This is a genomic window from Nitrosomonas marina, assembly GCF_900110145.1.
GTDB classification, from domain to species: Bacteria; Pseudomonadota; Gammaproteobacteria; order Burkholderiales; family Nitrosomonadaceae; genus Nitrosomonas; species Nitrosomonas marina.
Window position 1 is genome coordinate 1 of the sequence record NZ_FOCP01000025.1, and the last position, 23,389, is coordinate 23,389.

18 protein-coding genes are annotated in these 23,389 nt (G+C 45.1%); 4 read left to right on the plus strand and 14 right to left on the minus strand.

The window, feature by feature from the left end; all coding sequences use genetic code 11:
- Positions 1-261: 261 nt before the first annotated feature.
- From BMX44_RS13840 to BMX44_RS13865, 6 genes are all read right to left on the minus strand, one after another.
- Complete coding sequence (locus BMX44_RS13840) at positions 262-1,257, minus strand: class I SAM-dependent methyltransferase (RefSeq protein WP_090634123.1); 996 nt, start codon at positions 1,255-1,257, stop codon at positions 262-264.
- Positions 1,258-1,542: 285 nt separating this feature from the next.
- Entirely contained in the window at positions 1,543-2,232 is a 690-nt protein-coding gene (locus BMX44_RS13845) for a hypothetical protein (RefSeq protein WP_090634126.1), read from the minus strand.
- A gap of 16 nt (positions 2,233-2,248) precedes the next feature.
- Complete coding sequence (locus BMX44_RS13850) at positions 2,249-2,656, minus strand: copper resistance CopC family protein (protein WP_218143976.1); 408 nt, start codon at positions 2,654-2,656, stop codon at positions 2,249-2,251.
- Positions 2,657-2,774: 118 nt separating this feature from the next.
- A complete protein-coding gene (locus tag BMX44_RS13855) occupies positions 2,775-4,022 on the minus strand; it encodes a sialidase family protein (protein ID WP_177167769.1) in 1,248 nt (415 codons plus the stop codon).
- Between the two features lie 59 nt (positions 4,023-4,081).
- Positions 4,082-4,570: a TlpA family protein disulfide reductase gene (locus tag BMX44_RS13860; protein WP_090634130.1), complete on the minus strand. Its 489-nt coding sequence runs from the start codon at positions 4,568-4,570 to the stop codon at positions 4,082-4,084.
- A 63-nt stretch (positions 4,571-4,633) separates the two neighbouring features.
- Positions 4,634-7,357, minus strand: coding sequence for a TonB-dependent receptor domain-containing protein (locus tag BMX44_RS13865; RefSeq protein ID WP_090634132.1), 2,724 nt, complete (start codon positions 7,355-7,357; stop codon positions 4,634-4,636).
- Positions 7,358-8,086: 729 nt separating this feature from the next.
- Between BMX44_RS13865 and BMX44_RS13870 the strand changes: the two genes are divergently transcribed.
- On the plus strand, positions 8,087-8,719 hold the full coding sequence (locus BMX44_RS13870; protein WP_090634134.1) for an HD-GYP domain-containing protein: 633 nt from the start codon (positions 8,087-8,089) through the stop codon (positions 8,717-8,719).
- 622 nt (positions 8,720-9,341) lie between these two features.
- Here the strand turns inward: BMX44_RS13870 and BMX44_RS13875 are convergent.
- The 6 genes from BMX44_RS13875 to BMX44_RS13910 all read right to left on the minus strand — a co-directional run bounded on the left by BMX44_RS13875 (position 9,342) and on the right by BMX44_RS13910 (position 15,574).
- Positions 9,342-10,568, minus strand: a complete 1,227-nt coding sequence (locus tag BMX44_RS13875) for a PilT/PilU family type 4a pilus ATPase (RefSeq protein ID WP_090634136.1) — start codon at positions 10,566-10,568, stop codon at positions 9,342-9,344.
- A gap of 737 nt (positions 10,569-11,305) precedes the next feature.
- Entirely contained in the window at positions 11,306-12,109 is an 804-nt protein-coding gene (locus BMX44_RS13885) for an endonuclease/exonuclease/phosphatase family protein (RefSeq protein WP_090634141.1), read from the minus strand.
- A gap of 272 nt (positions 12,110-12,381) precedes the next feature.
- Entirely contained in the window at positions 12,382-12,990 is a 609-nt protein-coding gene (locus BMX44_RS13890; RefSeq protein ID WP_177167770.1) for a cytochrome P460 family protein, read from the minus strand.
- Positions 12,991-13,603: 613 nt separating this feature from the next.
- Complete coding sequence (locus tag BMX44_RS13900) at positions 13,604-14,146, minus strand: aspartate carbamoyltransferase (protein ID WP_245738945.1); 543 nt, start codon at positions 14,144-14,146, stop codon at positions 13,604-13,606.
- A gap of 99 nt (positions 14,147-14,245) precedes the next feature.
- Entirely contained in the window at positions 14,246-14,935 is a 690-nt protein-coding gene (locus BMX44_RS17310; RefSeq protein WP_177167771.1) for a CHRD domain-containing protein, read from the minus strand.
- A gap of 36 nt (positions 14,936-14,971) precedes the next feature.
- The gene (locus BMX44_RS13910) at positions 14,972-15,574 is read right to left on the minus strand and encodes a hypothetical protein (protein WP_090634147.1); all 603 of its coding nucleotides are present in this window, start codon (positions 15,572-15,574) and stop codon (positions 14,972-14,974) included.
- 420 nt (positions 15,575-15,994) lie between these two features.
- Here BMX44_RS13910 and BMX44_RS13915 point away from each other — a divergent pair, with 420 nt between their 5' ends.
- From BMX44_RS13915 to BMX44_RS13925, 3 genes are all read left to right on the plus strand, one after another.
- Entirely contained in the window at positions 15,995-16,993 is a 999-nt protein-coding gene (locus tag BMX44_RS13915) for a sulfotransferase family protein (RefSeq protein WP_218143977.1), read from the plus strand.
- A 237-nt stretch (positions 16,994-17,230) separates the two neighbouring features.
- On the plus strand, positions 17,231-18,463 hold the full coding sequence (epsL, locus tag BMX44_RS13920; RefSeq protein WP_090634149.1) for an XrtB/PEP-CTERM-associated polysaccharide biosynthesis outer membrane protein EpsL: 1,233 nt from the start codon (positions 17,231-17,233) through the stop codon (positions 18,461-18,463).
- Entirely contained in the window at positions 18,460-19,839 is a 1,380-nt protein-coding gene (locus BMX44_RS13925) for an undecaprenyl-phosphate glucose phosphotransferase (protein WP_090634151.1), read from the plus strand. The genes epsL and BMX44_RS13925 overlap by 4 nt, the downstream gene beginning before the upstream one ends.
- Before the next feature lie 147 nt (positions 19,840-19,986).
- Here the strand turns inward: BMX44_RS13925 and BMX44_RS13930 are convergent, their stop codons facing one another.
- The gene (locus BMX44_RS13930) at positions 19,987-22,173 is read right to left on the minus strand and encodes a cytochrome-c peroxidase (RefSeq protein ID WP_090634153.1); all 2,187 of its coding nucleotides are present in this window, start codon (positions 22,171-22,173) and stop codon (positions 19,987-19,989) included.
- A 319-nt stretch (positions 22,174-22,492) separates the two neighbouring features.
- Positions 22,493-23,335, minus strand: coding sequence for a PEP-CTERM sorting domain-containing protein (locus BMX44_RS13935; RefSeq protein ID WP_245738946.1), 843 nt, complete (start codon positions 23,333-23,335; stop codon positions 22,493-22,495).
- Positions 23,336-23,389: the final 54 nt, after the last annotated feature.

The window sequence follows — 23,389 nt, forward strand, 5'->3', positions numbered from 1 at the left end:
CAGAATTACACATCATTGCGACATTCTTGAAACTGGCAATGATTCTTACCGTTTCAAGCATCGAAAACAATGCATAAAGACCGATTAACCAACTAAACAAGGTGGAAACTTTTCGACGCCGATAACTGGAAAATTTTCAATGCCGATTGACATGGTTATTCTGCCTGAACGCCAAAGACCAGCATAATAGTCTCAAACATTCATGATAAACACCTGCTCCAAGCAGGCGTTTATTTCCTTGGCTATATATAGCGGTAATACCTACGCTTTGCGCTCGGACTGGGTATTTCTACGTTTTTGTTGAGATTGCGCAATATCAGCCAGGTTTTCCACAGAACCGGCATATAAAATGCCTAACTCATTAACCGATTGACATTTAATATCGTTTATTTTTGTAACTTCTAGTGAATCTGAGAGCGCATTTAGTGGAGCGCCGCCTTGATAATTAAAACAGATGGCGACTTTATCACCCTTGGATACTGTAAGTGGTTTAGCCAAGGGAAAAATTATATATTGTGTATACCAATCCAGAGTGCTACATGTTTCCATGTTAAGAGCCAGTATATTTTTAGTGATAAGTCGTAAGGCATTAAGTTGACCACTCTGGGTAATCATTATTTCCCCATCCCAACTACAATTTGGGTTAAATGGCTCGGCATAGGTCAATAATTGAAATATTTCGGGATCACTGAGATTTTGACTTCTTGCTTGAATTGAATAGGGATCTTGAAACAATATCGTAGGCGCATTAAAACCCTCAAAATTAAAGTCTTGTTGTATTGGCTGAATAGCCTGAATGCTGGCTTCTGGTACAAAGACGGGCAATGGCCCGCCGAACTTTTGCAAATAACGTTTTTTAAAAGCATTGATAACGGGCATTTGTTTTTCGCGCAACAAGCCAGTATGCAGCATTTCACAGATTACAACATCAACGGGTTCAGGCGGCAGGTAATACATAGCATCTGCCTGAATCACATCAATCTTGTCACCATTGGTATTTTTTTTAATTAATTTACGTGCAGCTTCCACCAACTCCGGATTGCGTTCAACGCAATAAACCTTTTGCGCTTTTTGCGCGGCAAAAAAAGACTGCACACCTGTTCCGCCACCCAGTTCTAAAACTTTGGCGCCTGGTTTTACCACCCAATCAATTGCTTGTTTAAAGCCCTTCATCCGGTGGGGATCATTTAGCATGTTGTGATGGTAATGTAGTGGAATGAACTGGCCGAGTTCCAGACTTTCAAACTTATTTTGCATATTGGTTCCTGAATATAGGCTGCTACACAAAGAAATACATAACAACAATTTATACTTCTGCATGCAGTATGCCAGTACACTGACCACTTTATATTGCAAAAAAACAGGCTGATTGTCTTTTTATTAGCAGTTAGAGTCGTCTCTGGCGGCCAGGAGAGTTATTGATTTACTGATAATTTCATTTCAGAGCTAATTTGCGAGTTTGAAGTGATTTGAATCAAAATCGTCACATGCTAATTTTGCAAGAGATTTCAACAAAAAAACTCCAGACAGCATCGGTCAATTTTAACGGTTCTGCGCGTTGGATAATATTTTCGACAAAGCCATCAAGCGCAATTTCGGAAACATCGGCAGCATGATCAGCAACAGGATGAAAGCCGGGAATGCAAATGTCATCAGCAGAGTTGTCACTTTTATAACGTAATATCTGATCGGTTGTGCAGCGGTTTCCATGCCGACAGTGAATGGGATTTTCAGAATATCATCTTCGAATACCGCTTCTTCGCCGACAATCAGATAGAGTGCGTAGTGGCCTTTTTTGTCGATAAATGCCTGTGCTTCGATTGTTCCCTGCGAATAGATTCTGGGGTTTACTTTCGACAGAACATGACCATCACTGTAGTCCGGTGTGTTGCTGTCACCGGTCGGCTCCTGTTCAACCAGCCGCAAACTGATTGGCATTTCTCTCAGATCTTCATCAATCAAATCTGCTGTAAAAAAGACGGAACCAGTACGAGGGATGCTTCCGCAATACGATGTATACAGGGATTCATCAACTTTAGCCGGATCACTCGAGTTGTTCTCGGGCGCGACATAAGCACTGAAGTAGACGGCATAAAGGTCATTGGCGATAACGCAACCGACATTGGTGCTGTAATGGTGTTGCACGGGACTGATGCGGTTGCAGGCCGCAAGAAACAGAATGACGAACAGTACGAGAGGCAGATACGGTTTTGCAGTTAATAATGTTTTCATGGCGTGCTTCCCCTTTTTATTCGGCTTGAAATTCGGCTTTATCAGGCGTGGCGACAGTGAATGTGAATCTGCCGGTCACGATATGCGTATCCGCCGACATGACGCGGTAGCGAACGGTATATGTATCGGGTGGCAATTTTGGCGTTGTGGCGAAGATATGGGAGCGATCCAGCGCAGCCTGTTTGACATCGTTATTGTCTACGCGTTTTCCTGCGCTGTTGATGACTGCCAGTGATTTGAATTCACTGGCGACATTTTCATTGAACCAGATGCTGACTTGATCGGGAGAGGTATTCACTATGCTATCCACTTTGGGCTTGGATTCCACCAGTATTGCGTGCGCAAATGCCGCAGAAGAAAGGGTTATTAAAACAATCTGCATCAGCAGCATCAGCGTATTTAGAATAGCTCGGAAATGTTTCATTTTAATTCTCCAGAGTGCCCCATTGGTTGTACGCATGATAGCCCGGAAATGCTGACAATCAACAGGGGTTGATGATTAATATCAGTAGCTTGTATTGGTGCTTGTGTTTGTGTGGTGACTACATGGACGCCTCCCTTCTGGTGTGATGCGCTGCTTTAATTTCTATCATTTTCCATGCCAGATAACTGGTTTGTCCGGCTGGTTTTTCGGTCCATATAGCCAGGACGCCGTTCAGGGTCGAAACAAGCCTTGGTTGTGTCGTTGCGTTTTCCGCTTGCGCTAACTGAGCAGGTTTGGACCAGGTTGCGCCGTTATCTGTTGTACGGGCATACACGACGCTCATTCCCGCAGCTTCCAGTTCATTCCATACCGCAACGATATGACCGCCATAGTGTGCGATATCACCGTTCATTCCAGTTTTGCTCAGCCGTGCCGGCATAGACCAGGTGAATCCGTGATCAGAGGAAAATAAATGATACAGGCCGGCCTTTCCTGGCGTGCCGGTCCAGACAAGGCTGTGCAGCCATTGCATATCGCCGTTGATAACATAGTCCGCGTTGCCGCCAACTTGCGGGCAGCCTTTTAGCTGCCAGCCGAAATTTCCTATTGTTCCCAGTTGTTGCCAGGTTATGCCGGCGTCGGTGGAATGTACCAATGCCATATCTCTGGGCGCCATGTCACGATAGAGTACCTTTAGATGATTTAGTGGAGAATCCAACAGCGTATTCCAGCAGCATGAACAGGTTGTGTCCTCTATCGTATTCAGCTGACTCCAGCTTCTGCCGCCATCTTTTGAACGGGCGTAGCGCAGACTCTGGTATCCGTTTTCTTCCGGGTCCTCAAGCCAGATGGCATGAAAAATTCCTTTATTGTCAGCTATGATATCAATGTGTGCCTGGCTGCCTGCATCATCCTTTGCCGGATTGGAGCCGGATTGCCAGGTTTCACCGTTGTTCGTGGAGTACAGGCTAATAACGGGACCCATTCCCGGTAATTCGCTTTTTTTCTGCATCAGCGCAACCAATTGATTTTCCTTGGCTGCCAGCTGAATATCATTACCACGCTTGGCATTAATAGCTGGTAATTGTCCTTCCGCTTTGACCGTGATGGGATCCGTCCAACTGTAACCGCCGTCCTTTGACTGCTTATGCCGAATGGTAAGAGAAGTGTCGTCTGGCGACAGCCGTCCGCCGGCGATGATATGTATGTTTTGCCCGTCTTTGTATATGTCGAATGTGGTGACATCGTACAGGCCCAGTGTTGATTTCGTATAGTGCGCTTTGGATTCGTCGCTGGTTTCTGCTGAATGCACGGCGGGTATGACGCCAAGGTTGAACAGAAGTATCTGGATTGACAAGATCGCCATTCGCAGTTGCCTGTTGTTTATTTTACGGTGAGTCATGATTTGAAAAACTGGCGTCGTCATCAATTGACGAGAATTTTAAAAATGGATTGATAATCCTCGGACGATAAGGCGCCGCTGATACCTTCGCGCTCATGATCATTGTTCAGAAAATAAGTGCGTGGCAATTCTCCAAACCACAGCGGGTCAATTTCATGACGCAGGCGCTGGGCATTTTCATCGGCGAAAATCCAGTTTTCCAGGTCTGTCAATCCGTTTTCAGACAGGATAGCCTGTACCTGTTCCTCGTCCGCCGCATCATCGACAGAGAGTAAAATAATGCTGACGTCTGGTTGATTGCTCCGCAGTTCGCTGAGCAGCGGCATCTTTTCCAGGCACGTTGAACAGGTCGTTGACCAGATGGAAAGCATAACAGGCTTGTCGGTATGGTTCTGAAGCATTTGCTGGTAACTGCCGGAGGTAAAATGCCGCAGCGCGGCCTCCTCAGCTTGCCCTGGAATCACAAATCCTGTTTTCAGAAGAAAAATGATTAATACTTTTCTCAATAGCATGCTGTTTCTCCTTATCTTTCACATTGAACCTGAAATCCTCAATCAAATGAAATTTTCAGTCGCTCAATAATTGAGAATAAAGCCAACCCGGAAGCTCACCGGCTCGACAGGGTGAAAATGGAAGTCATCCACACCCGACTGCGACTCTCCCGGCAGGCGCGAGGTATAGTAATACGTGATCGCATCATCCTTGCGATTCAGTATGTTGAATACTTCACCTTGGATGCGTAGCGACCTGTTGATTTCATAACCCAGCATCGCCGACAGCAAAATGGTGTCATTCGACCGGCTGGAATTGTCCTCATTCAGTGCGCGCGGGCCGAGATACCGCAACCGCGGGCCGCCATAGAAACCGCCGAAAACATCATGAAATGTCGCGCCTGTGGCGATCACCGTTTCCACGGCATTGGGCACATAATCGCCTTCGCCGGCAATCGTGTTACGGAAACGTGAATGAGAAAAACTGAAATCAGCATCAAGCGTCAGCCAGTGCACCGGCTGGTAATAGTTGGTGAATTCGAGTCCGTATCGGCGGCTGGGACGGCTTGCTTCGGTCGCGCCTGCGTCTCCGACAAAAACCAGTTCGGACTCAAGATCCATCCACCAGACGGTCAGCGTGCTTTGTAGTCCGCGAACCCAGGTTGAGCGGATGCCCGTTTCAGCGCTGTATGTGCGCGCCAGCGGATCTGCGCGATTGACGATGTCCCCGCTTGCCGGGTCGATGCGGGTGTTGATTCCGCGGGCGTCGTTGCTATGGAAACCCAGCCCGCCATTTAAATAAAGCTCGGTATCCGCCCAGGGACCGAAGACAACACTCAATTTCGGACTGACCAGACCATCATAACGCGTACCGTTGTTTTGCTGGATGTTGCTGTGGCTGTTGTCGAAGCGGAAACCGTCAAAACGCACTCCCATACTTGTACGCAGCCATTTGCGCCAGTGTACTTTGTTTTCAAGATAAGGACTGATGCTGGTCACCCAGACTTTATCCTGGCGGGTAATGCCATACGTTTTCTGCGCATGGGTTTTTGTAAGGGCGTTTTGAATGTTATCGTTGCGCAGTTGAACACCCAGTGTTGTCTCAGCATCGAATGTGCCAATTTTGTGAAACAGGGTGTGGCTGGCCACCAAGCCGGTCGTCCAGCGATCGTCCGGTTGTCCGAATTGATCGCCACAGGTTCTAAACAGTGCTGGAGAAACCCGGTTTCCGGGCGGCAGTCCGCGTAATCCGGCGCATCCCGCCGGATTGGTCATCTCGTTATTATCCAGAAAAAAGGAAAAATTTGAAAAAAGATCCAGCTTGGAATATACCCCGTACGCCATGACGGACGTTATGCTGTTTTCTCCGTGTACACGCCAGTCGGCGGTCAGACTGTAGCGATGGCTGTTTCCACCGTCGGTCGGATCCAGCGCGCCGAACCGGCCGACCAGGCCTTGCTTTAGCGCACGCCTTGGAATTTGGTCGGTCGCCCGCCAGTCAGCATGTGTCGCCATGGCGGTGATGCGCCAGCTGTGATGGCCATATTCACGGCTGTAGCGAAGCAGGCCGTTGAATTTCAGATAATTATTACCAATATCCCAGGGACCGTCATTGTGCACAACTTCTCCGGCATATAAAACGTCGCCTTTCAAAAGCTGATGCGACCCGGCTACCAGCCCGCGATAGTAATCAAAGCTGCCGCCGGTAAATCGGAACAGGTTCTCGGGTAAGCGGTTGAAGTAGCGGATATTGGTTGACCCGGCGCTGGAAAAATCGCCTGTGTCGGCAAAGTAATTGCCCTTTCTGAAGTCAATCGATTCGACAAGTTCTGGAATCAGAAAATTAACGTCCGTCCATCCCTGGCCGTGTGCATGTGAAAGCTGATTGACAGGCACACCTTCAATCTGGGTCAGAAAATCGGTACCATGATCCAGGTTGAAGCCGCGCAAAAAGAACTGGTTCGCCTTACCTTCCCCGCTATGCTGGGTGGCGATCAAGCCAGGTACTGTTTCGAGTATCTCACCGGGCCGGATAATCGGCCGGTAGCGGATTTGATCCTGTCCTACCTTGCCTTGTGAAGCGCTGTCAGCTATGCCGATCAACTTGTCCGCGCGTCCGGTGACGAGCATTTCATCCAGAACCACATGCGCCAACCGGTCGTTGCGTGAATCGGATTTAAAGGTGTTGGCATCAATAGACGCAGAATCGTTATGAGCATGAAGACTTGAGCCGACAAAGCACGTAATCGCCAGAACGGTAAGCTTGAAAATCAGAATGCCAGCGCCATGCAGGAATAACGTGGCCAGCATAAAACCGGTGGTGTAGGAAGCAAGGCTGCTGGCTGCGGATATTTCCTGTCCATGCACGTAACCATGAAAAAAAGCAAACAGCGAAATAATGATGATATTGAGGGGCGTACTGAACCATATTCCACGTACTATCAGTGCACTGATAGTAATGCAGGACAGGAAGATCACTGCTTCCGCACCAGGAATGATCAAGCTTGCCGCGCCGATCAGGCCACCAAGGCTCATCACGCTGACAAAAACAACCGGCAGCACCCACAACGCCTGTCCGCGTATCTGGGCCGACCAGATGCCTACGGCAACCATCACGAGTACATGATCCCAGCCGGTCAATGGATGCTGGAAGCCTTCATTCCAGTCGCTATCGAAATGGAAATTGAATGCAACGTGTGGAATGGCAAGAGACAGCAGTATCGCAAAAAGAACCAGCGAATTGGGTGTGATCAGTAAAGAGAGTGCGTAGCGTGTGGTTGAAGAATGAGGAGAAGGTATTTCTGGCATGGTGAATTAATTATTTTAATTGATCAGGGTTACTCAACTAGAAAGCTGTTCAGCAAAAAGTTTCACTCTATTCTGGTTATGATCAAACCATTATCCATACATTACAAAAAATAAGAATGTGACAAATTGCCGCATTTTGTTTAAAACATGGGATCAATGTTTTTTCTTTTTGCGCTATTGGTCTGGGAACCGATGGGACTGGCAGGTTGTTAGTGGAATGCAATAAACTGAACCATGTTCAGTATTCTCTTGCTTTTGTGGTCGCCTCGTGTAAGGCGAACAGCGATTTTTGATATTTGTTTTGGAAAGGGAGAACGGGTTGCAATCTTTCCAGATGAACTGGTAAGTGGTCTCCAGAAAGAAATTTTACGATTTTGACTCTGGAAGCCACGATGAACGCAAAAGGATATAATGGTATCCCCAGCGAACTACGGTATTAGATAACATTTTTAACGAAAGCGCTTCCCTCAGGATTAGTTGGCACCTTTATTGAGCTGTTAATTGGCGCAATGCTGACAGGTGGACAGTTTTCGACGCTGAAAACAGGGCAGTTTTCGATGCTGACTGACCCCTACTCTCTTTATCAGACCAAAATCGAAAATCGAAATGTGAAACAGCGCCAGAAACATCCTTCAATTCAGTGGTTGCAAAGTAATTAATGTTGATATTGTCTAGAAATCTTCGAAAGAAATTAATTTGTTATTCAATTCAATTTGGCTAAGAACAATAATGGAAAATTCTACATCTGAAGTTAATGACATATTAAATAATCAGGACGGTGTTTATCAATTCCTGATGAAAATTATTGCGGGTAGAAATTCTGAAATAGGATCTCATTTATACCGTATCCAAAAACAGGCTATCCTATTTTCCCAATTTGCTGATTTGTCTATAAAGGAAACAGGGATTTTAATAATCGGTGCAGGTATTCACGATGTTGGCAAGCTTTCAATAAGCGACCATATTCTAAATAAACCTAAAAAATTAACTGCCTCAGAATATACGCTGGTTCAGAAGCATGTTGAATTTGGTTTTAAGTTTCTGGAACCTTTAAGGCTTGATGCAAGAATAAATGAGATAGTTTTATATCACCATGAAAATTATGACGGCAGCGGTTATCCAGATGGCTTGATTGGGGACAAAATACCATTTCTGGCACGTATGACAAGAATTCTTGATTCATTTGATGCATTAACAGGTGACAGACCCTATCACCAGGGATTCAGTCATAGTGAGGCCTTTGGCATTCTTCAGAAGGAATCACACTTATATGATCCTAAATTACTGAAATGTTTTGGAAGAATGCTGGACTCAGAAAAAGTGCCCACGGAGCATTTTTCAATTCCCTATGCACATATTTAAAATCAGGGCATTTCTATGTTGTTTAGGATATTGTTTTTTTGTAACGGATATATCCCAATAACAAAGTTCAGTCATCGGAATAAAATATTTTGCTTTGACCGTTCGTACCGCAAACCAAACATTTACAATATAGAAAACCCTGATTTGAGCACTGGCTGAAGCTATGCTGATCACATCCGACGCTTCCACAGTTTATACAATGATAGAGTGTATGCTGGCAGATATGTTTTTTGCCTTCCTTGATAATAGCTCCTAGACAACGTGTCATGCTTAAACCTCCCGCGAAAAGGTTCAATAAACAGCAAATTTCAACACCTTATTATACTGGATAATCAAAAACCATATATTATAAAAAATGTAAATAATTTTCTAATAATAAGAATTACTTATATTTCATTATACGTGAGCAGTTTTTGCCATGCGGGTGGTATTTTGTGTCCAGACTATTTTGCATATGGACGGATAACAGAGGTGAAAGCCGGTATGTAGATTGCCGAGTTACTGGGTAGTGATCAGAAAATCGATTCCAAGTGGCATACCGGTAAGATGTGCGATAGTGTCGTGTAATATTTGGAAGCGGCCACAGGCCGGATGCTAGAGATTTTGGTGACCGTAATGAATGTTATTGCGCTTCATCTTCTAACGTGAACTCATCTAGAACAGGCAGATCAGCCAATTTACTTGCTGGTAAAATATTTTTCGGGGTTTGGACCAAATTCCTGCTATTCGGCAAACCAGGAGAATCGATCATTTCCTGATTTTTATTTTTGGAGCCAGCGTCGGCCCCGTCTCCAAAATTGACTTTCCATTCAAGGTTTGACCGCGAATCTGCGTTGTTGAATGCTTCCTCCAGCTCTATTTTGTCCTGTTTATACAACTCATACAGCGTCTGGTCGAATGACTGCATTCCAAGCTGAGCGCCATTCTCAATGCTTTCTTTGATTTTATGAAAATCCCCCTGCCTGATGATTTCGGCAATGTAGGGCGTATTCAGCATAAGTTCGACTGCAGCGATACGTCCGCCTTCTTTTCTGTTAACCAAGCGTAGCGATACAATTGCACGCAGATTGAGTGACAGATCCATCAATATCTGGTTTTGTTGTTTGGCCGGAAACAGGTTAATAATTCTGTCCAGCGCCTGGTTCGCGTTAACAGCATGCAGTGTGCTGACACACAAATGCCCCGTATCCGCATAGGTAATGCTTGCTTCCATGGTATCCGCGTCACGTATTTCGCCGATCATAATCAGATCAGGCGACTCGCGCATGGCTTCACGAAGTGCGTTTTTGTAAGAGTGCGTATCGAGACCGATTTCGCGCTGCCCTACAATGGATTTTTTGTGATTAAACACATACTCGATAGGATCTTCAATGGTCAGGATATGACCAGCATGGACGGCATTCCTATGGTCGATCATTGCAGCCAAGGCGGTTGATTTTCCTGATCCGGTTGACCCGACAACCAGGACCAATCCCGATTTGTTGAGAATAATTTTTTTCAATACAGAAGGCAGGCCCAGTGCTGCTATGTCGGGTATTTCGGATTTGATGTAACGGATGACCATGGACACCTCACCACGCTGCATATAAATATTGATTCGGTAGCGACCGACGTCGGGCATTCCCAAACCAATATCCAGTTCGAGTTCTCTTTCAAATTCCTCAATTTTATTTTGATTGAGAATGCTGTAGGCGAGTTTTTTCACCATGCCCGGAAGCAGTATCTGTTGACTGACGGGAGTCAGCATGCCTTGAATTTTCATACTGGGCAGAGCGCCCGTTGTGAAATAAAGATCTGATGCTCCTTTTGCAGACATCAATTTTAAATACCGATCTAGCACTTTTCTCATACTTAATTGAATTTGATTGACATTGTTAATATTTAATTCGGCGTTTAACAGCCTCGTTTGTTTATTGCCGTGCTGATATATGTAATCCTGAAAAATGCCACTGGACAGTATTTACAGAAGGTTTCTGAAGGTATATGTACTATACGGTACCAATTACGTTTCTCTTGAATTTTTTGGCCGCTCAGTCCAAATTAATGCTGCCAATAAGATAAAAGATAAACAAATGCGCTGGAAATGTGTGCGGGCCTTTATGGACTGGTTATTACCAGGAATTTGCTAAATGCCTGTCCCGCTTGCCCGAGGTTAAGCGTTTGACGTGTGCCTGTTTACTGAAATTGCTGGTTTGGGGGCATGCAAGTGTATTATTCAGTCAGCTAGCCTGATTCTGTGCCAGTGCTATACCCTTGGATATGACGGGTTTAAAGTTCCGGCCCGAAAATGTTTATGATTAACGGAAGGGGTTAATGTTAAATGCAAAAACGTAATCAGGCCGGAAGCCCGGTATGGCGTTCTAAGCGACCAGTAGAAGTCGGATGCGGCTACCAGAACACCAAAAACGGTAGAAAAAAGTTCCAAAATCTGCGTTCGCGCTACCAATTGCTTCGAAAACCAGCTAATCAGCTGCGACAAGACTTTAACATAGTAGCACAGGGAGACGCTTTAGTGCTATGAACATTATATATTTTTGCAGAATATGACGTTGTTAATGTGGTTTTTTTAACATTTTTACGAAAAATTCAATCCCTTGAACGATCAATTCTGAAATTTGCTACGAAAGGCAGATGGTCTGACACATCTTCTCTGAAGGCTTCCCGGCCAATATCCATTGCCCAGTGCATAGGAAATATACGGAGGCTGCCACGGATATATTCAGTGCTGTAATTTCGGCTGATGGCAAATCCATCGAGCAAATTCGCCCTTCCTTTGGGAAGGATGTGTGAATCTCTGTCCTGCAAATCCCACGAGGATATGAAATCCATAAGGTCATCTCCTCCCAGATGGTGGAAATTAGAAACGTCCTGGCCGGGTATCATATTGAAGTCACCAAGCAGCAGAATATCTTCCCTGCTGGCGGCACGTTGCTGTGTGATATAGGTGCCAATGATTTTGCACTGGTCATCTCTGAACTGCTGTTCCGCTCTGCCACGACCTGACTTCAGATGTACTGCAATTAGCTGAAAATCAAATTTTCCGATTCTGATATCTGCCATGAACGCTTTGCGCTTGTCTGGATTGCCCAGATCGGACCCTTCGAGCAAGCGAAGATTGTCAACAGTTACCCCATTTTTATAAAGAAGCCCGATTTTTAATTTGCTGGTCTGCGGAATAATCGCCGTATGGTAATCAATACCCTTTTTGCGCAATCGTTCCTGCAAGCCCTGTAAAGCGTTTTCGGGATTGATTTCCACTAATACAACCAATTCGGCATCCAGCAACCCGAGTCCCTCAGCCTGCCTGTCAAGCCTGTCTTCGTTCAGGCCGTGATAGCCTGCAAGATTCCAGCAGGCAACTTTAGCCGTTGATTGAGTGAAAGCCGGCATCCGTTTTTAATCTCTTTTGTATTGATCGTATATTAATCGAATAAAAATAAGTGACTACAGCAAAAATTTTTGTCATCAATTGAGACTATAACTTGAAATGGAAAGACAATCGAGACACGAAGCTGCCAGTCATGCTGTAACTGCTGTTTCCTGAAGCGGCCAGCAGGAAGGACGGCTGCGCATATGACAATGTGCGCCAGCCATCCTGTTTTGTTACCGTCAAACACTAATTTACTGCAATGCAGGTGATTGAGCACCTGCGGCCGGTTCGATTATTTTCCGGATGCCTGCACGCCTGATATGCCTGTAGCCTTGGATGCCCGCAGCACCGGATAAAACTGGGTGAAAACAAGATCATCTTTGGCGTTTTTTTTATGGCACGCAGCGCATTCCTCAGTAGGCAGGTTTTTGGCCGCGGTTATCATTTCCATGTCCGGAATGTAGAAAATATAAAAAGCCCAGTTACCGGGTTCGTCAGGGAACCGTTTGGAATCTTTAACGGATGCTTCCAGACCGATGTAGTCTCCCATGAAATAACCATTGCCGCTGCCAGGACCTTTGCGTGCGCCAACACTAATCAGTTCTTTGACAGTCATGGCACCGTCTCGAAATTCGCCAGTTTTTTTCCAGTGCGCGTAACTGTCGGGGTCAAGATACACAGTCCTGATCTCCGCGAAAGGTGCGTTACCCTCATTCAATTCATTGGGGGTCACCTGAGTACCTACCATGATCCATTCGCGGTAGTTCTGCGGCAGTAAAAGTTCTCCTGCTTCGTTATATTTCGCAGGGCCTGCGGCGAATACGTTTGTTAAAGCAAATCCCATTAATATGGGTGTTGCAAAAGTCAGAACAGCGTATTTGAGTAATTTATTCAACTTCATACATATTCCTTTTTATATACATTGTGATAGTAGGTTTGATTCAACTATTTTTTGATGATAGTTATGGTGTCTGACGGAATACAAGCCGCGGGCGAGTGTACCGATGATGCTGTTTTATTGTCAATGATTGCTGCTAATGACGTTCGGATTGCACCACTGGATACATAATGTGCACTTTGACGTGACAATTTTGCAGGTATAGCACCCTGTTGTTCATCTTCAACTTTTCTTGTTTGAAATATCATCTGGTCCTTGTAACCGGTTGTCCGCGCTACAATGAGCGTTATGACATCACGCGCTGTAACAATTCGGTAAAGGAAAATTCGGAAAATTCGGAAAATTCGGAAAATTCGGAAAATTCAAGACCGCGTTACGAAAAATAAACACTGTTTATTTACGATGGCTTTCATTTCGCCCTGCAGCACTACTTCGAATCTTTGAATATCGGGACGGACATGGAATACCGGTTCTATTTTTGTTTTTATCGAACCAGTCACACTAAAAAATAATAAACAATGAATCTTTAAGGGGATAACAGCATGCAGAAAAAATATTACTCGGGAGTGTACACTGCTGATTGCAGGCAGTGTGCATGCTGTAAATAAATGACTGATCAATCATGGTGCATATCATGGTCATGCCCATGTTCATGATTGTGCCCCGGGATGGCATGACGTGCATGATCACTTAGTTGTGCATCAAACCATTGATGTATTGCCTCAATCAGTCGCGGTAAAGGTGAAAAATAATTGATTTGCGCACCATCGGGCAGTTCAGTATATTCAATTCTGATCTGACCCGGCTTGGCTGTTTTCAGTGCGGCGAGTCCTGGCATGCCTGCACCATGAATATACTCGGGATAAGAAAAATCACCCTGCCCGAACGCTACAGAGATTTCCAGTAAATGTTCGCGTATCTGTCTGATTTGTCCGGTATCGGATTCATCATTGGCGATCACCTGCTGAACACCGCCATGTTGTGTTTTTGAAAACACATGCACTGTTTTTTCAAGATCAAAAGGCATGATGTGCACACCACGTTCAGCTACATCATTGAGGCGCTTTTCAGTATCAGGGTCAACAGCGTAGGTATACAGTGACGCTGCTGACAATAACAGCAGTAACAGAAAATTGATCGACGGACAGCATTGTTTCATGTTATTAAGTCGATACACAGCCACTTATACCGATATATATCCACAAAAGTAATGCGACACGGCAAATTGCACCTGTTATTGGGGCGCGTGTCTTATTATTTAATTATGACTAAATACAGGTTTGTTCCAGTGTTGCCGGCGACGTGCTGAAACACCAACAATTACCAGACCAATCAACAGCATGGCATATAGTTCCGGCTCGGGAATTTGCGGTATGATGTTAAAGATATTCCCGTTAATTTCCCCGTTGGGCGAACCCTTTGTCAGTACTTCAAAATAAAGCTGATTGTTTTCGAGTGAAGTCAACAGATCACTTAAAGGCGCCGAATCCCAGAACTCCTTTGTCCCTCCAGTACCTGTATAGTGACGATCACTGTCATCCCAGGATCCCATCAGAAAAGCAATATCTTGTATAGCGTTGGAATTGCCGCCAAACCTGAATGGCCAGAATTGCATATCGGCATCATCCTGACGGACAACACCATTTGCCACGCCAAAAATATTCAGTGCATGAGGCGGATTTGTGTTTGGATTACCTGATACGATGCGAATCGCGGTTACATCGTTATTGTCCTGGGGATCAAGCGGATTAGCGCTGAGATCCAGGCCAATCAGGGCGAGCCTGAAATCCAGTTCATCCCTGTTATTGGACAGTTCCAGAAAAGCGCCACCGTAATTGTTCGAACCATCGCTCAATCCGGCAACAAAATTACTGGCGTGCGCGGTACAGCTAAAAATTAAGGCGCTAATAAAACATGCTGCAACGATATAGTGTCTGGTCCAAATCATGATTACAGTTCCCTTCCCTGTTTTTGACATTAAAATCTAGTGATAGAATGTTCTTCGACGCTTTGCTGCAAACCCTATTAACACAACGCCTGTCAAAATTATTGCGTATGTCTCGGGTCTCTGTACTGGCGCATTCCGTTTATCAAATGCTTCATTTCCAAACAAAAATACGTCATCAACGCGATCAGGTATTATGTGCGTATTATAGGTTTTGCGTGTCGGTTCTGAAAAATGGATAGTCTGAATCCCATATCCGAACTCAGGAATAAAATTGTGCAAAGCTGTTCTGTCGATGACATTCGTATATGGATAAAACAGTTCTGAAGTAGTAACATAGCTGTAAGTTCCATTGATGATGTTCAATGTCGTTGAAGTCACCCCGTTTTCAGATAAACTAACTGCATCGTTGCCGGTATTTACATTCGACACCATCTGCGCTTGATTTGCATCAGAAGAACGCTGACTGAAAGCATAGTGCGTAGACGCATAATTCAAATAATTGATTGCTGTGCCAGAAATAAGTGCGTTAGATCGTAACAGGTTAAAGTCGATAGCTCGCACGTATTTTTGCTGTGCCCATATATTAAAACTTACCGCCAATAACAACAGCACCAGCACGGTCTTAAAATTCAGCTTCATGTCGTTCCGCACCCGAATCTAAATCACGTTTTTAGAAGTAGTTCTGCACTAAGTTATTATTCTGCAGTATTTTTTTATGTGTTTTTGTTGCAAAGAATATTTTTCTTTCCGATATTCTATTATTTTTTCCTTAACTTACGCAAAACTGAAAAACATCTCTGGCTGTACTAAATTTTTACGAATACTATCACAGTAACAAAGGCGTGATAAATTTATGTTAAATTTTCAAACAATAACAGTCTGAGCAAGCATTACCCTTGCTATCGTCAGACAGCCATTCAATGTGACAATTTGTCGCACATAAACCGCTGTCTGTTCATATAAAATTTATATTGCTTTGAAATTGAAAGCGTTTGTTATTTTACCGCGGGAATTAAATTCTTTTAGAAACTGCAGCCTCAACAATATGAAAATTAAATCATGATCGCTCAGCTTGATGCGTCTTACATTAAAATACGCCCCTGGAAACTATGGAACCGCATGATCAGTTATGCATTGTTTGAGGGAAGACCTGTTACTACGCGCGGCCGATGGATCAATCCGCTGGTGTTCGCTCATTTTGCTGTTGGGAAACGGCTGCCCATACAAAAAAGAATTGAAAAACCCGTTTTTATCCTTGGGACCGGTCGTAGCGGCACTACAATACTGGGTGTTGTGTTATCGATGCATCGTGATGTGGGTTTTCTCAATGAGCCCAAAGCGTTGTGGCACGCAATTCATCCCGGAGAAGATCTGGTAGGCAGCTACAACCGTAATCATGCACAATACAGACTCAATGCGTCAGACGCCTCCGATAGTGTCATCCAGAACGCGCACAGGATTTACGGCATGTATTTATCCGTCTCCTTTTCAGGCCGGATTGTCGACAAGTATCCCGAACTGATTTTTCGCGTCCCTTTCGTTAAAGCGATTTTTCCGGACGCCAAATTTATTTTTCTGGCACGCAATGGCTGGGATACATGTCAGTCCATTGCCGACTGGTCAAAACACAAGGGAAAGGATACTGGCAAAGAAACACATGACTGGTGGGGTGTGAATCAGCGTAAATGGCGCCTATTGACTAACGAAATTGTGAAAGAACACAGCGACCTTTCACCTTATGTCAGTGAAATGGCAACCTGGGCGCATCAGGTCAATATGGCCGCTGTTGAATGGATCGTCACCATGCGGGAAGGTTTGTCGCTGTTACAGCGGTTTCCAGATGACACCCACCTTGTCAGGTATGAAACACTTTGTTCTGAACCACGGAAAACAATGACACAGATTTTAGAATTTCTGGAACTAGACCAGAATGACAAGCAGTTTTTTCAGTATGTAAACACCACCTTACATCCTGCAGCAGCCAAAGATACCTATACGTTAAATCAGGTGATCAGAAAGCCTTTTCACGAAACCATGTGCGCGTTGGGCTACGTATGAAACCTAACAGCTATCCATGGTTGTTATCCTGCCGAACAATACAACCAGGCATTCTCTTTCGGTAATTCACCTGGCAATTCCAGATATTCTTGTATACAGTCCCGCATCTATCGGTACGGCAGCTGAGTTCAGGTTTACGCCGGATCATGGTTTAAGCCCGTCAAAGATAAATTTTTCCATATATAGCATTGTTTGCAACTGCCGAACCGGTTGAAATTAACTGTGATACATATTTTGATGTTGTCGACTAACGGATTATTAACACGCGTGCTTGTTGCTGTTGTGTTGCTATTCTTCAATCCGGCAGTTTACGCAGAGATTGTCGGAAAATTGGTTCGCCCCTTCATAAGTTACGGCATGACGGCTGATGACAATATACTTCGCATCCGCGACCAAATGGATGCTGAAGCTCTGTTCGGTACCAGCAATCTGTTCGATATTTCGCATCGATTTCTGGGCGGTGCCGTTATCGACAAACAGATCAGCAGACAGAAATTTCACATAACCGGACACTGGAGCCACACCCGGTTTGAAAAATTCAGTCGGATAAACAACAATGCGTACGATTTACAGGGAAACTGGAACTGGTTTCTCGGGAACCGGTTTGAAGGAAACCTGGGCGCTAAATTTAACAGGAGCCAGGCACCTTTCCTGTTTCAGCCCGCTATAAAAAATATTCACAGTCAGCATACTGAATATTTTAATTTTGCCTGGCATTATCATCCCAGCTGGCGATTACGCGGCGACTATTCGCATTTTAATTTTGAATCAAGCAATTTTGTCCTGCGATTTCAGAATCGTAGAGAAAACCGGTTTGAGGGCGGACTGGATTTTCTGGCGTCAAGCGGCAGTTCAATTGGCTTGCAGTACCGGCATATTCGTGGAGAATTTACATCCCCCGTTCAGACGCTTGACGGGATATTCACCGAGAATGACTATAATCAGAATGAAGTCAAAGGCAAAATTGATTGGAAACTGACCGGAAAATCGCATCTGAAGTTTTTAGGCGGATGGGTAGAGAGAAACAATGCATCATTTTCTGCCAGTGATTTCAGTGGCTTTAACGCGCGTATGACCTATTTCTGGAAACCCACCAGCAAAATCGGAATAACGTTGAGTGGGTGGAGAGAAACTGTTGCGATACAAAGTCTGACTGCCAATTTCAGCCTGAATACCGGGGGAAGCACAACAGCGGTCTGGCAATTTTCTGAAAAAACGAAACTGCAAGGTTATTTTTCCTATCTAACACAAAAGTTTGATCGCTTTTCTGTCTTGACGAACCAAACAGATGATCTTGGCAATAACAATAAAATCCTTACTGGATCTCTGGAATTAACATACGCACCATTTTATGGCACCGAAATCAGCACTGCTGCTGTGCATAACAGTCTGTCTTCAAATTCTCCCCTGGGTGGTTTTACAGCCAATGGAGTGACTGTTTCGTTGCGATATATACTAGGAAGAAAATGAAAACATATGACTTGCCGGTAATTGCTCTTTTCAAGCACATTCTGGATCCGACAATAACCTGGAGTGTGTTATTGCTGTTGATCTGGATATTTGATGAAGCATTTACAAGTCATTATCTTGTATTGATTATTCTGATATTTTTTGTATCCAGCTATGTATATGAACATACCTCGCTTTATAAAAACTGGCGACAGGGAAATCTGTTTGCGTACATTCGAAATACGTTCATCGGCTGGTCAATTATTATTGCAATTTTATTATTTCTTGGTCATGTGACACATTTCTCGGAGCATTTTTCCAGACAGGTAATTGTGACGTGGATGATCGTGACGCCGTTAACGCTTATTGTCAGTCATCTGATTGTCAAATTAATCATCAGCATTCAGCGTAGCCGGGGTAAACAACGGTCTTCTGTCATTATCGGTGTAAATGCAATCAGCCAGAAACTATTGAGCAGTATCACCGCTCAACCTTTGTTGTTTATTGAGAATCGCGGATATTTCGATGATCGGCAGCAACCCAGAATCAGCGGCAACTTTGGGCCATGCCTTGGAAAAACGAAAGATATCATTTCATATCTTGAGAAAAACAGCATCGATATGATTTTTATCAGCCTGCCCATGACCTCTCAGCCGCGTATTCAGCAGATCATAGAGCAGTTTTCAGACACAACCATTTCGATTTATTTTTTACCGGATATGTATGTTTTTGATTTACTCCAGGCGCAGGTCGATTATATTGGCGATATGCCAATCGTTTCTCTTGGTGAATCGCCCTATTCCGGTATTGATGGCGTAATCAAAATCGCAAGCGACTATCTGTTCGCCACTCTTATCCTGGTTATGCTTTCTCCTTTGATGATGTGTATTGCCCTTGCGGTCAAACTGTCATCACCCGGCCCCGTTATCTTCAAACAACGCCGGTATGGCTACAATGGCAAAGAGATCATAGTGTACAAATTTCGCACGATGAACGTAACCGAAAACGGCAGTTCTATCGTGCAGGCAAAACGGAATGATCATCGGGTCACGAAAATTGGTGCTTTTCTAAGACGGACTTCACTGGATGAGCTGCCGCAGTTTGTCAATGTGCTGCAAGGACGTATGAGTGTTGTCGGACCGCGTCCACATGCTGTCGCCCACAATGAAATGTATCGCAAACTGATCAGAGGTTATATGATGCGGCATAAAACCAAACCGGGAATTACCGGCTGGGCTCAAGTGAACGGATGGCGCGGCGAAACCGAAGTTTTGGATAAAATGAAAAAACGCGTCGAACATGACCTGTACTATCTGAATAACTGGTCAATCTGGCTGGATATATGGATCATTATCCGGACTGTCTGGGTTGTATTGAACAGAAAGAACGCATTCTGACCGACAAGAACGATTGGATAAACCCGTGATTATTCTTTGCATAATCACGCAGGTTTGGTATTTAAAACAAATCTGCTGCAGAATCAGCTCTCGATCACCGACTCGTCGATCTGATTCTGCAGGCAGGTTTGAAAACGCACTAGCGTGCTAATCAAGATAGTATTCAAATGGTTGTAACGGTTCGGCTGAACCTTCAGCGCCTACTGCCGGAATCACCAGAATTTCATCAGCTGCGAGTGATTCATTCAGGGAACTGGTCGCTTTGATGATATGGTTATCACCTGTATGACCGTGTGGCACGTACAATTCGGGATGATCAAACGGCGCCCTCTCGTATCGTACACGTTCATCGGTCAGACTTTTCAAAAAATTAAGCAAATCTTTTAAATGCTGCGGATCTCTCAACTCAGGTTGAGTAAATACCTTGGCGAATTCTTTGGCATTAACTTCGAAATTGCCACCGCGTGTATAGAATTCTATGGTCTGCTCCAGCGTTGCCATGCCTCCATTGTGCATGTACGGTCCCGTCAATTCGATATTCCTGAGTGTAGGTACTTTAAATGATCCTGCTGCGGCACTCAGAAATCGCTTTCTGTCTGGCTTTTCCAGTTCCGCCTGAGCTGTTTCTTCGGTAGGAATAAAAGCGCCATGTGGGTGAAAGCAATCCGCTGTGTCCTGTTTCTGCAGCTGTATACCGTCTGCACGCGTAAATTTAAATTGATGCGGCGCATCAATATCCATCGCAATCGGGAAATCCATATCGCACGGTCGCACGTCTTCAACATAAGGATCGACAATTGCTTCATCGTTACCTGCAATAAGCTGCATGTACTGGTCGGAAAACGATAATGGATTACCGAATGGGTCGGTTCCGCCCAGCCCGGGATCGTTTTCATCAGGCGTGACGCCGGTGCCATTAAAACCGACATCTTGAAACATGTGGCCACCGTTAACGGCCAGCAGCGTAACAACATCAGTGGAACTGATTCGAAACGATTCGTTACCGAATGCATGCGGATTGATTTTTTGCAGGATACCATTGGTCACCACAGCAGAAGATGTGAAGTTCGGGCCGATGTGGCAGAGTGCGCAGTGCGCTTCGCGAAAAATTTCCATACCGCGCCGGGCCGATTCGCTCAAATCAATCGGGGCGCCATGCTCGTCGACAGCACTTCGGTCGAAGGGTGAGTCGTCCGAAATAAGCGTGGATTGATACATTTGCAGTGCCAGCCCAAAAAACATCGCGAAATTGGCTTCAGCCTGTGAGTAGGCCAGGCCATTTCCTGAAGGTGCACCAAACGGACCACGTCTGGGGTATGACCAGTATTTTGGATTGAACGCATCCATCACCAGTTTAAGATATCGCGTATTCAATCCTTTTCTCAATTGTCCTTCTGTGCTGAAGGCAAGGCCGCCCAGAACACTGTCATTCCAGTGTACGGCCTGATGTTCGAGCGGCATGCGAAACAGCAGTTTTTGACCAAGGTCGGCAAAAGTCCGGTTTTCACAGGCCATTTCGACGTTGTCCACAGGCGGGGAAACTGACTGAGAAGCCAGCGATGAATTGATCAGATGCATGCGCTCTTTTGATACAGTACCGCCTGGTTGCATTACCCAGACACCGGCATCGGGGTCGCGGTCCCCCCACGGGCTGCTACCATTGAAAATATTATTTGCCCGTCCATCCCAGAAATTACGAAAATTAAACACTGCGTTAATGACAGTTGGCGTGTTACGTGGTTCGACCTTGCGCGTACCTATTGCACCAACATGAAATACAGGGTCAGTACTGTAGTCGCAGTTGTCATTGGTGCCATGAAACCAGTTGACCCGTTGAAAATTACCGCCATATGTGCCGGCAGATGACACAACATCATTGCTGTTATAAGTTACAGTACCTGTGTCAGTTGTTGGATTATCGGTATCAAAAAACGGAAAATCATGTTTTGATAAAGCTGTGTTTGGTCCACGAAGTGTACCGTCTTTGCCTATGGTGAATTCTGTTGGCAGATGGCTGTCCCTGCCGGTCGGGGAAAGCTGATTCTTAGTACGTCTGTCTGCGCCGGCGTGAAAATGGCACGTAGCACAAGCCACCCCATCACTGCCCACATTCATTTCCCAGAACAATGCTTTGCCCAGAATAATCGCTGCCTCTTTGTCAACAATAACCGGATCGGGGCCATCAAGAAGTCCCGGCACTTCCGGAACAGGCGCGTTTTTCAGCGAAATCGGTATTGGTCCGAAACCATCAGCCAGCGCAATCGTGCTGGTATAGAAGGTCAGATAACATATTTTAAACAGATTAATGGTGATTTTTTTTATTTGTATTAGCATATTCTTCTCCTGGCTAGTATCTGCACTACTTCGTTGATTTTTTTTATATTCATCACAAGCCAGTAGTCTAGTGGTGAGCCATGATCGTATTATTGTGACTTCAGCGGTTTATTTGAATGATAGAACCGCTTGTCTTCAGGTCATGATAGAAATGGCTAACTGACGATGCGTAAGCAGCCGGACAGCCAAAAATACGTTTTAGTAATGCAGTGTGTATCGAGGGTGCGCGTTCCAATTGATTGTATTCACGCGAATGGAATGTAAAGAGGACAAAACAGATGTACAGCTGTTCCTTATATGTCACTTCCATTTGTTTAAATTAATAAACAGGTATCAGGGTGGATCCATTACGGGGCCGATGTCTCATTCGCCATCCGATCAGTCCCATGCCTGCCAGCAGCATCGCCCAGGTATGTGCTTCAGGCACGGCGCTGACGACAAGATCATAACCGCCGCCGGCAAACGAGCCGTCAGTGCCACCGACATATATGGCATACCAGCCTGCTGCGAGATCATTAAATTCAAGCGTTGCGGAATGGATGCCGGTACTGCCCGTGATTCCCGTTTCAAATGTATTGGTCAGACTGACATCATGGGTGCCGAACTGAATTGTTTCACCCCACCCGGTGCCGAGTGTATGGTTAATTCCTGGATTCGCGACTGCGTAACCAAGCGTTTCCAATACATTTCCACCCTGTCCGTCAGCCATCCAACGTGTTCCGTTATCTCCAATCTTGCCGGTTGCGTTAAATGAGTGAGGGGTACCCCAACCTGCAGAACTGACTTCTGCTGCGAAATTGGTTGTACCGCCATCAAATTCAGATGTGCCCGTTGCCCACACTGTAAAACCTGGAACAAATGCTGCATCACCGTTAACAGCCACGCTGACATCAATACCATCCAAATGATTTTGAAAGGTAAACCAGTCGCCTGCATGGCCCCACGCTGAATAATTGAGTAGCGCGTTGTCTGTGTAACCCTGTGGATTCAGTCCTGCGCCCTCAGCTGATATGCTGGTTGAGCTATTATTCAGATGATTTGTACTGGTCCAGGAACTGGAAGTTACTGCACCGGCTGCGTCAATATTTGCGCTGAATAACGTTACCATTGTAATGAGTGCAGCCTTCACTGCGTGTGAAAGCGATTGCATAAGATTTCGCATTAACAATTTTCTCCCTTAAATCAATGACTATTGAAGTAACATATAGTGTGTGCC

Coding starts and splice junctions, on each gene's coding strand:
- BMX44_RS13930 (WP_090634153.1), bottom strand. CDS start 22,173: ATGCTAATACAAATAAAAAAAATCACCATTAATCTGTTTAAAATATGT.
- BMX44_RS13850 (WP_218143976.1), bottom strand. CDS start 2,656: ATGAAACATTTCCGAGCTATTCTAAATACGCTGATGCTGCTGATGCAG.
- BMX44_RS13900 (WP_245738945.1), bottom strand. CDS start 14,146: ATGAAACAATGCTGTCCGTCGATCAATTTTCTGTTACTGCTGTTATTG.
- BMX44_RS13915 (WP_218143977.1), top strand. CDS start 15,995: ATGATCGCTCAGCTTGATGCGTCTTACATTAAAATACGCCCCTGGAAA.
- BMX44_RS13875 (WP_090634136.1), bottom strand. CDS start 10,568: ATGAGAAAAGTGCTAGATCGGTATTTAAAATTGATGTCTGCAAAAGGA.
- BMX44_RS13860 (WP_090634130.1), bottom strand. CDS start 4,570: ATGCTATTGAGAAAAGTATTAATCATTTTTCTTCTGAAAACAGGATTT.
- BMX44_RS13935 (WP_245738946.1), bottom strand. CDS start 23,335: ATGCGAAATCTTATGCAATCGCTTTCACACGCAGTGAAGGCTGCACTC.
- BMX44_RS13885 (WP_090634141.1), bottom strand. CDS start 12,109: ATGCCGGCTTTCACTCAATCAACGGCTAAAGTTGCCTGCTGGAATCTT.
- BMX44_RS13925 (WP_090634151.1), top strand. CDS start 18,460: ATGAAAACATATGACTTGCCGGTAATTGCTCTTTTCAAGCACATTCTG.
- BMX44_RS13890 (WP_177167770.1), bottom strand. CDS start 12,990: ATGAAGTTGAATAAATTACTCAAATACGCTGTTCTGACTTTTGCAACA.
- BMX44_RS13855 (WP_177167769.1), bottom strand. CDS start 4,022: ATGGCGATCTTGTCAATCCAGATACTTCTGTTCAACCTTGGCGTCATA.
- BMX44_RS13840 (WP_090634123.1), bottom strand. CDS start 1,257: ATGCAAAATAAGTTTGAAAGTCTGGAACTCGGCCAGTTCATTCCACTA.
- BMX44_RS17310 (WP_177167771.1), bottom strand. CDS start 14,935: ATGATTTGGACCAGACACTATATCGTTGCAGCATGTTTTATTAGCGCC.
- epsL (WP_090634149.1), top strand. CDS start 17,231: ATGTTGTCGACTAACGGATTATTAACACGCGTGCTTGTTGCTGTTGTG.
- BMX44_RS13845 (WP_090634126.1), bottom strand. CDS start 2,232: ATGAAAACATTATTAACTGCAAAACCGTATCTGCCTCTCGTACTGTTC.
- BMX44_RS13870 (WP_090634134.1), top strand. CDS start 8,087: ATGGAAAATTCTACATCTGAAGTTAATGACATATTAAATAATCAGGAC.
- BMX44_RS13865 (WP_090634132.1), bottom strand. CDS start 7,357: ATGCCAGAAATACCTTCTCCTCATTCTTCAACCACACGCTACGCACTC.
- BMX44_RS13910 (WP_090634147.1), bottom strand. CDS start 15,574: ATGAAGCTGAATTTTAAGACCGTGCTGGTGCTGTTGTTATTGGCGGTA.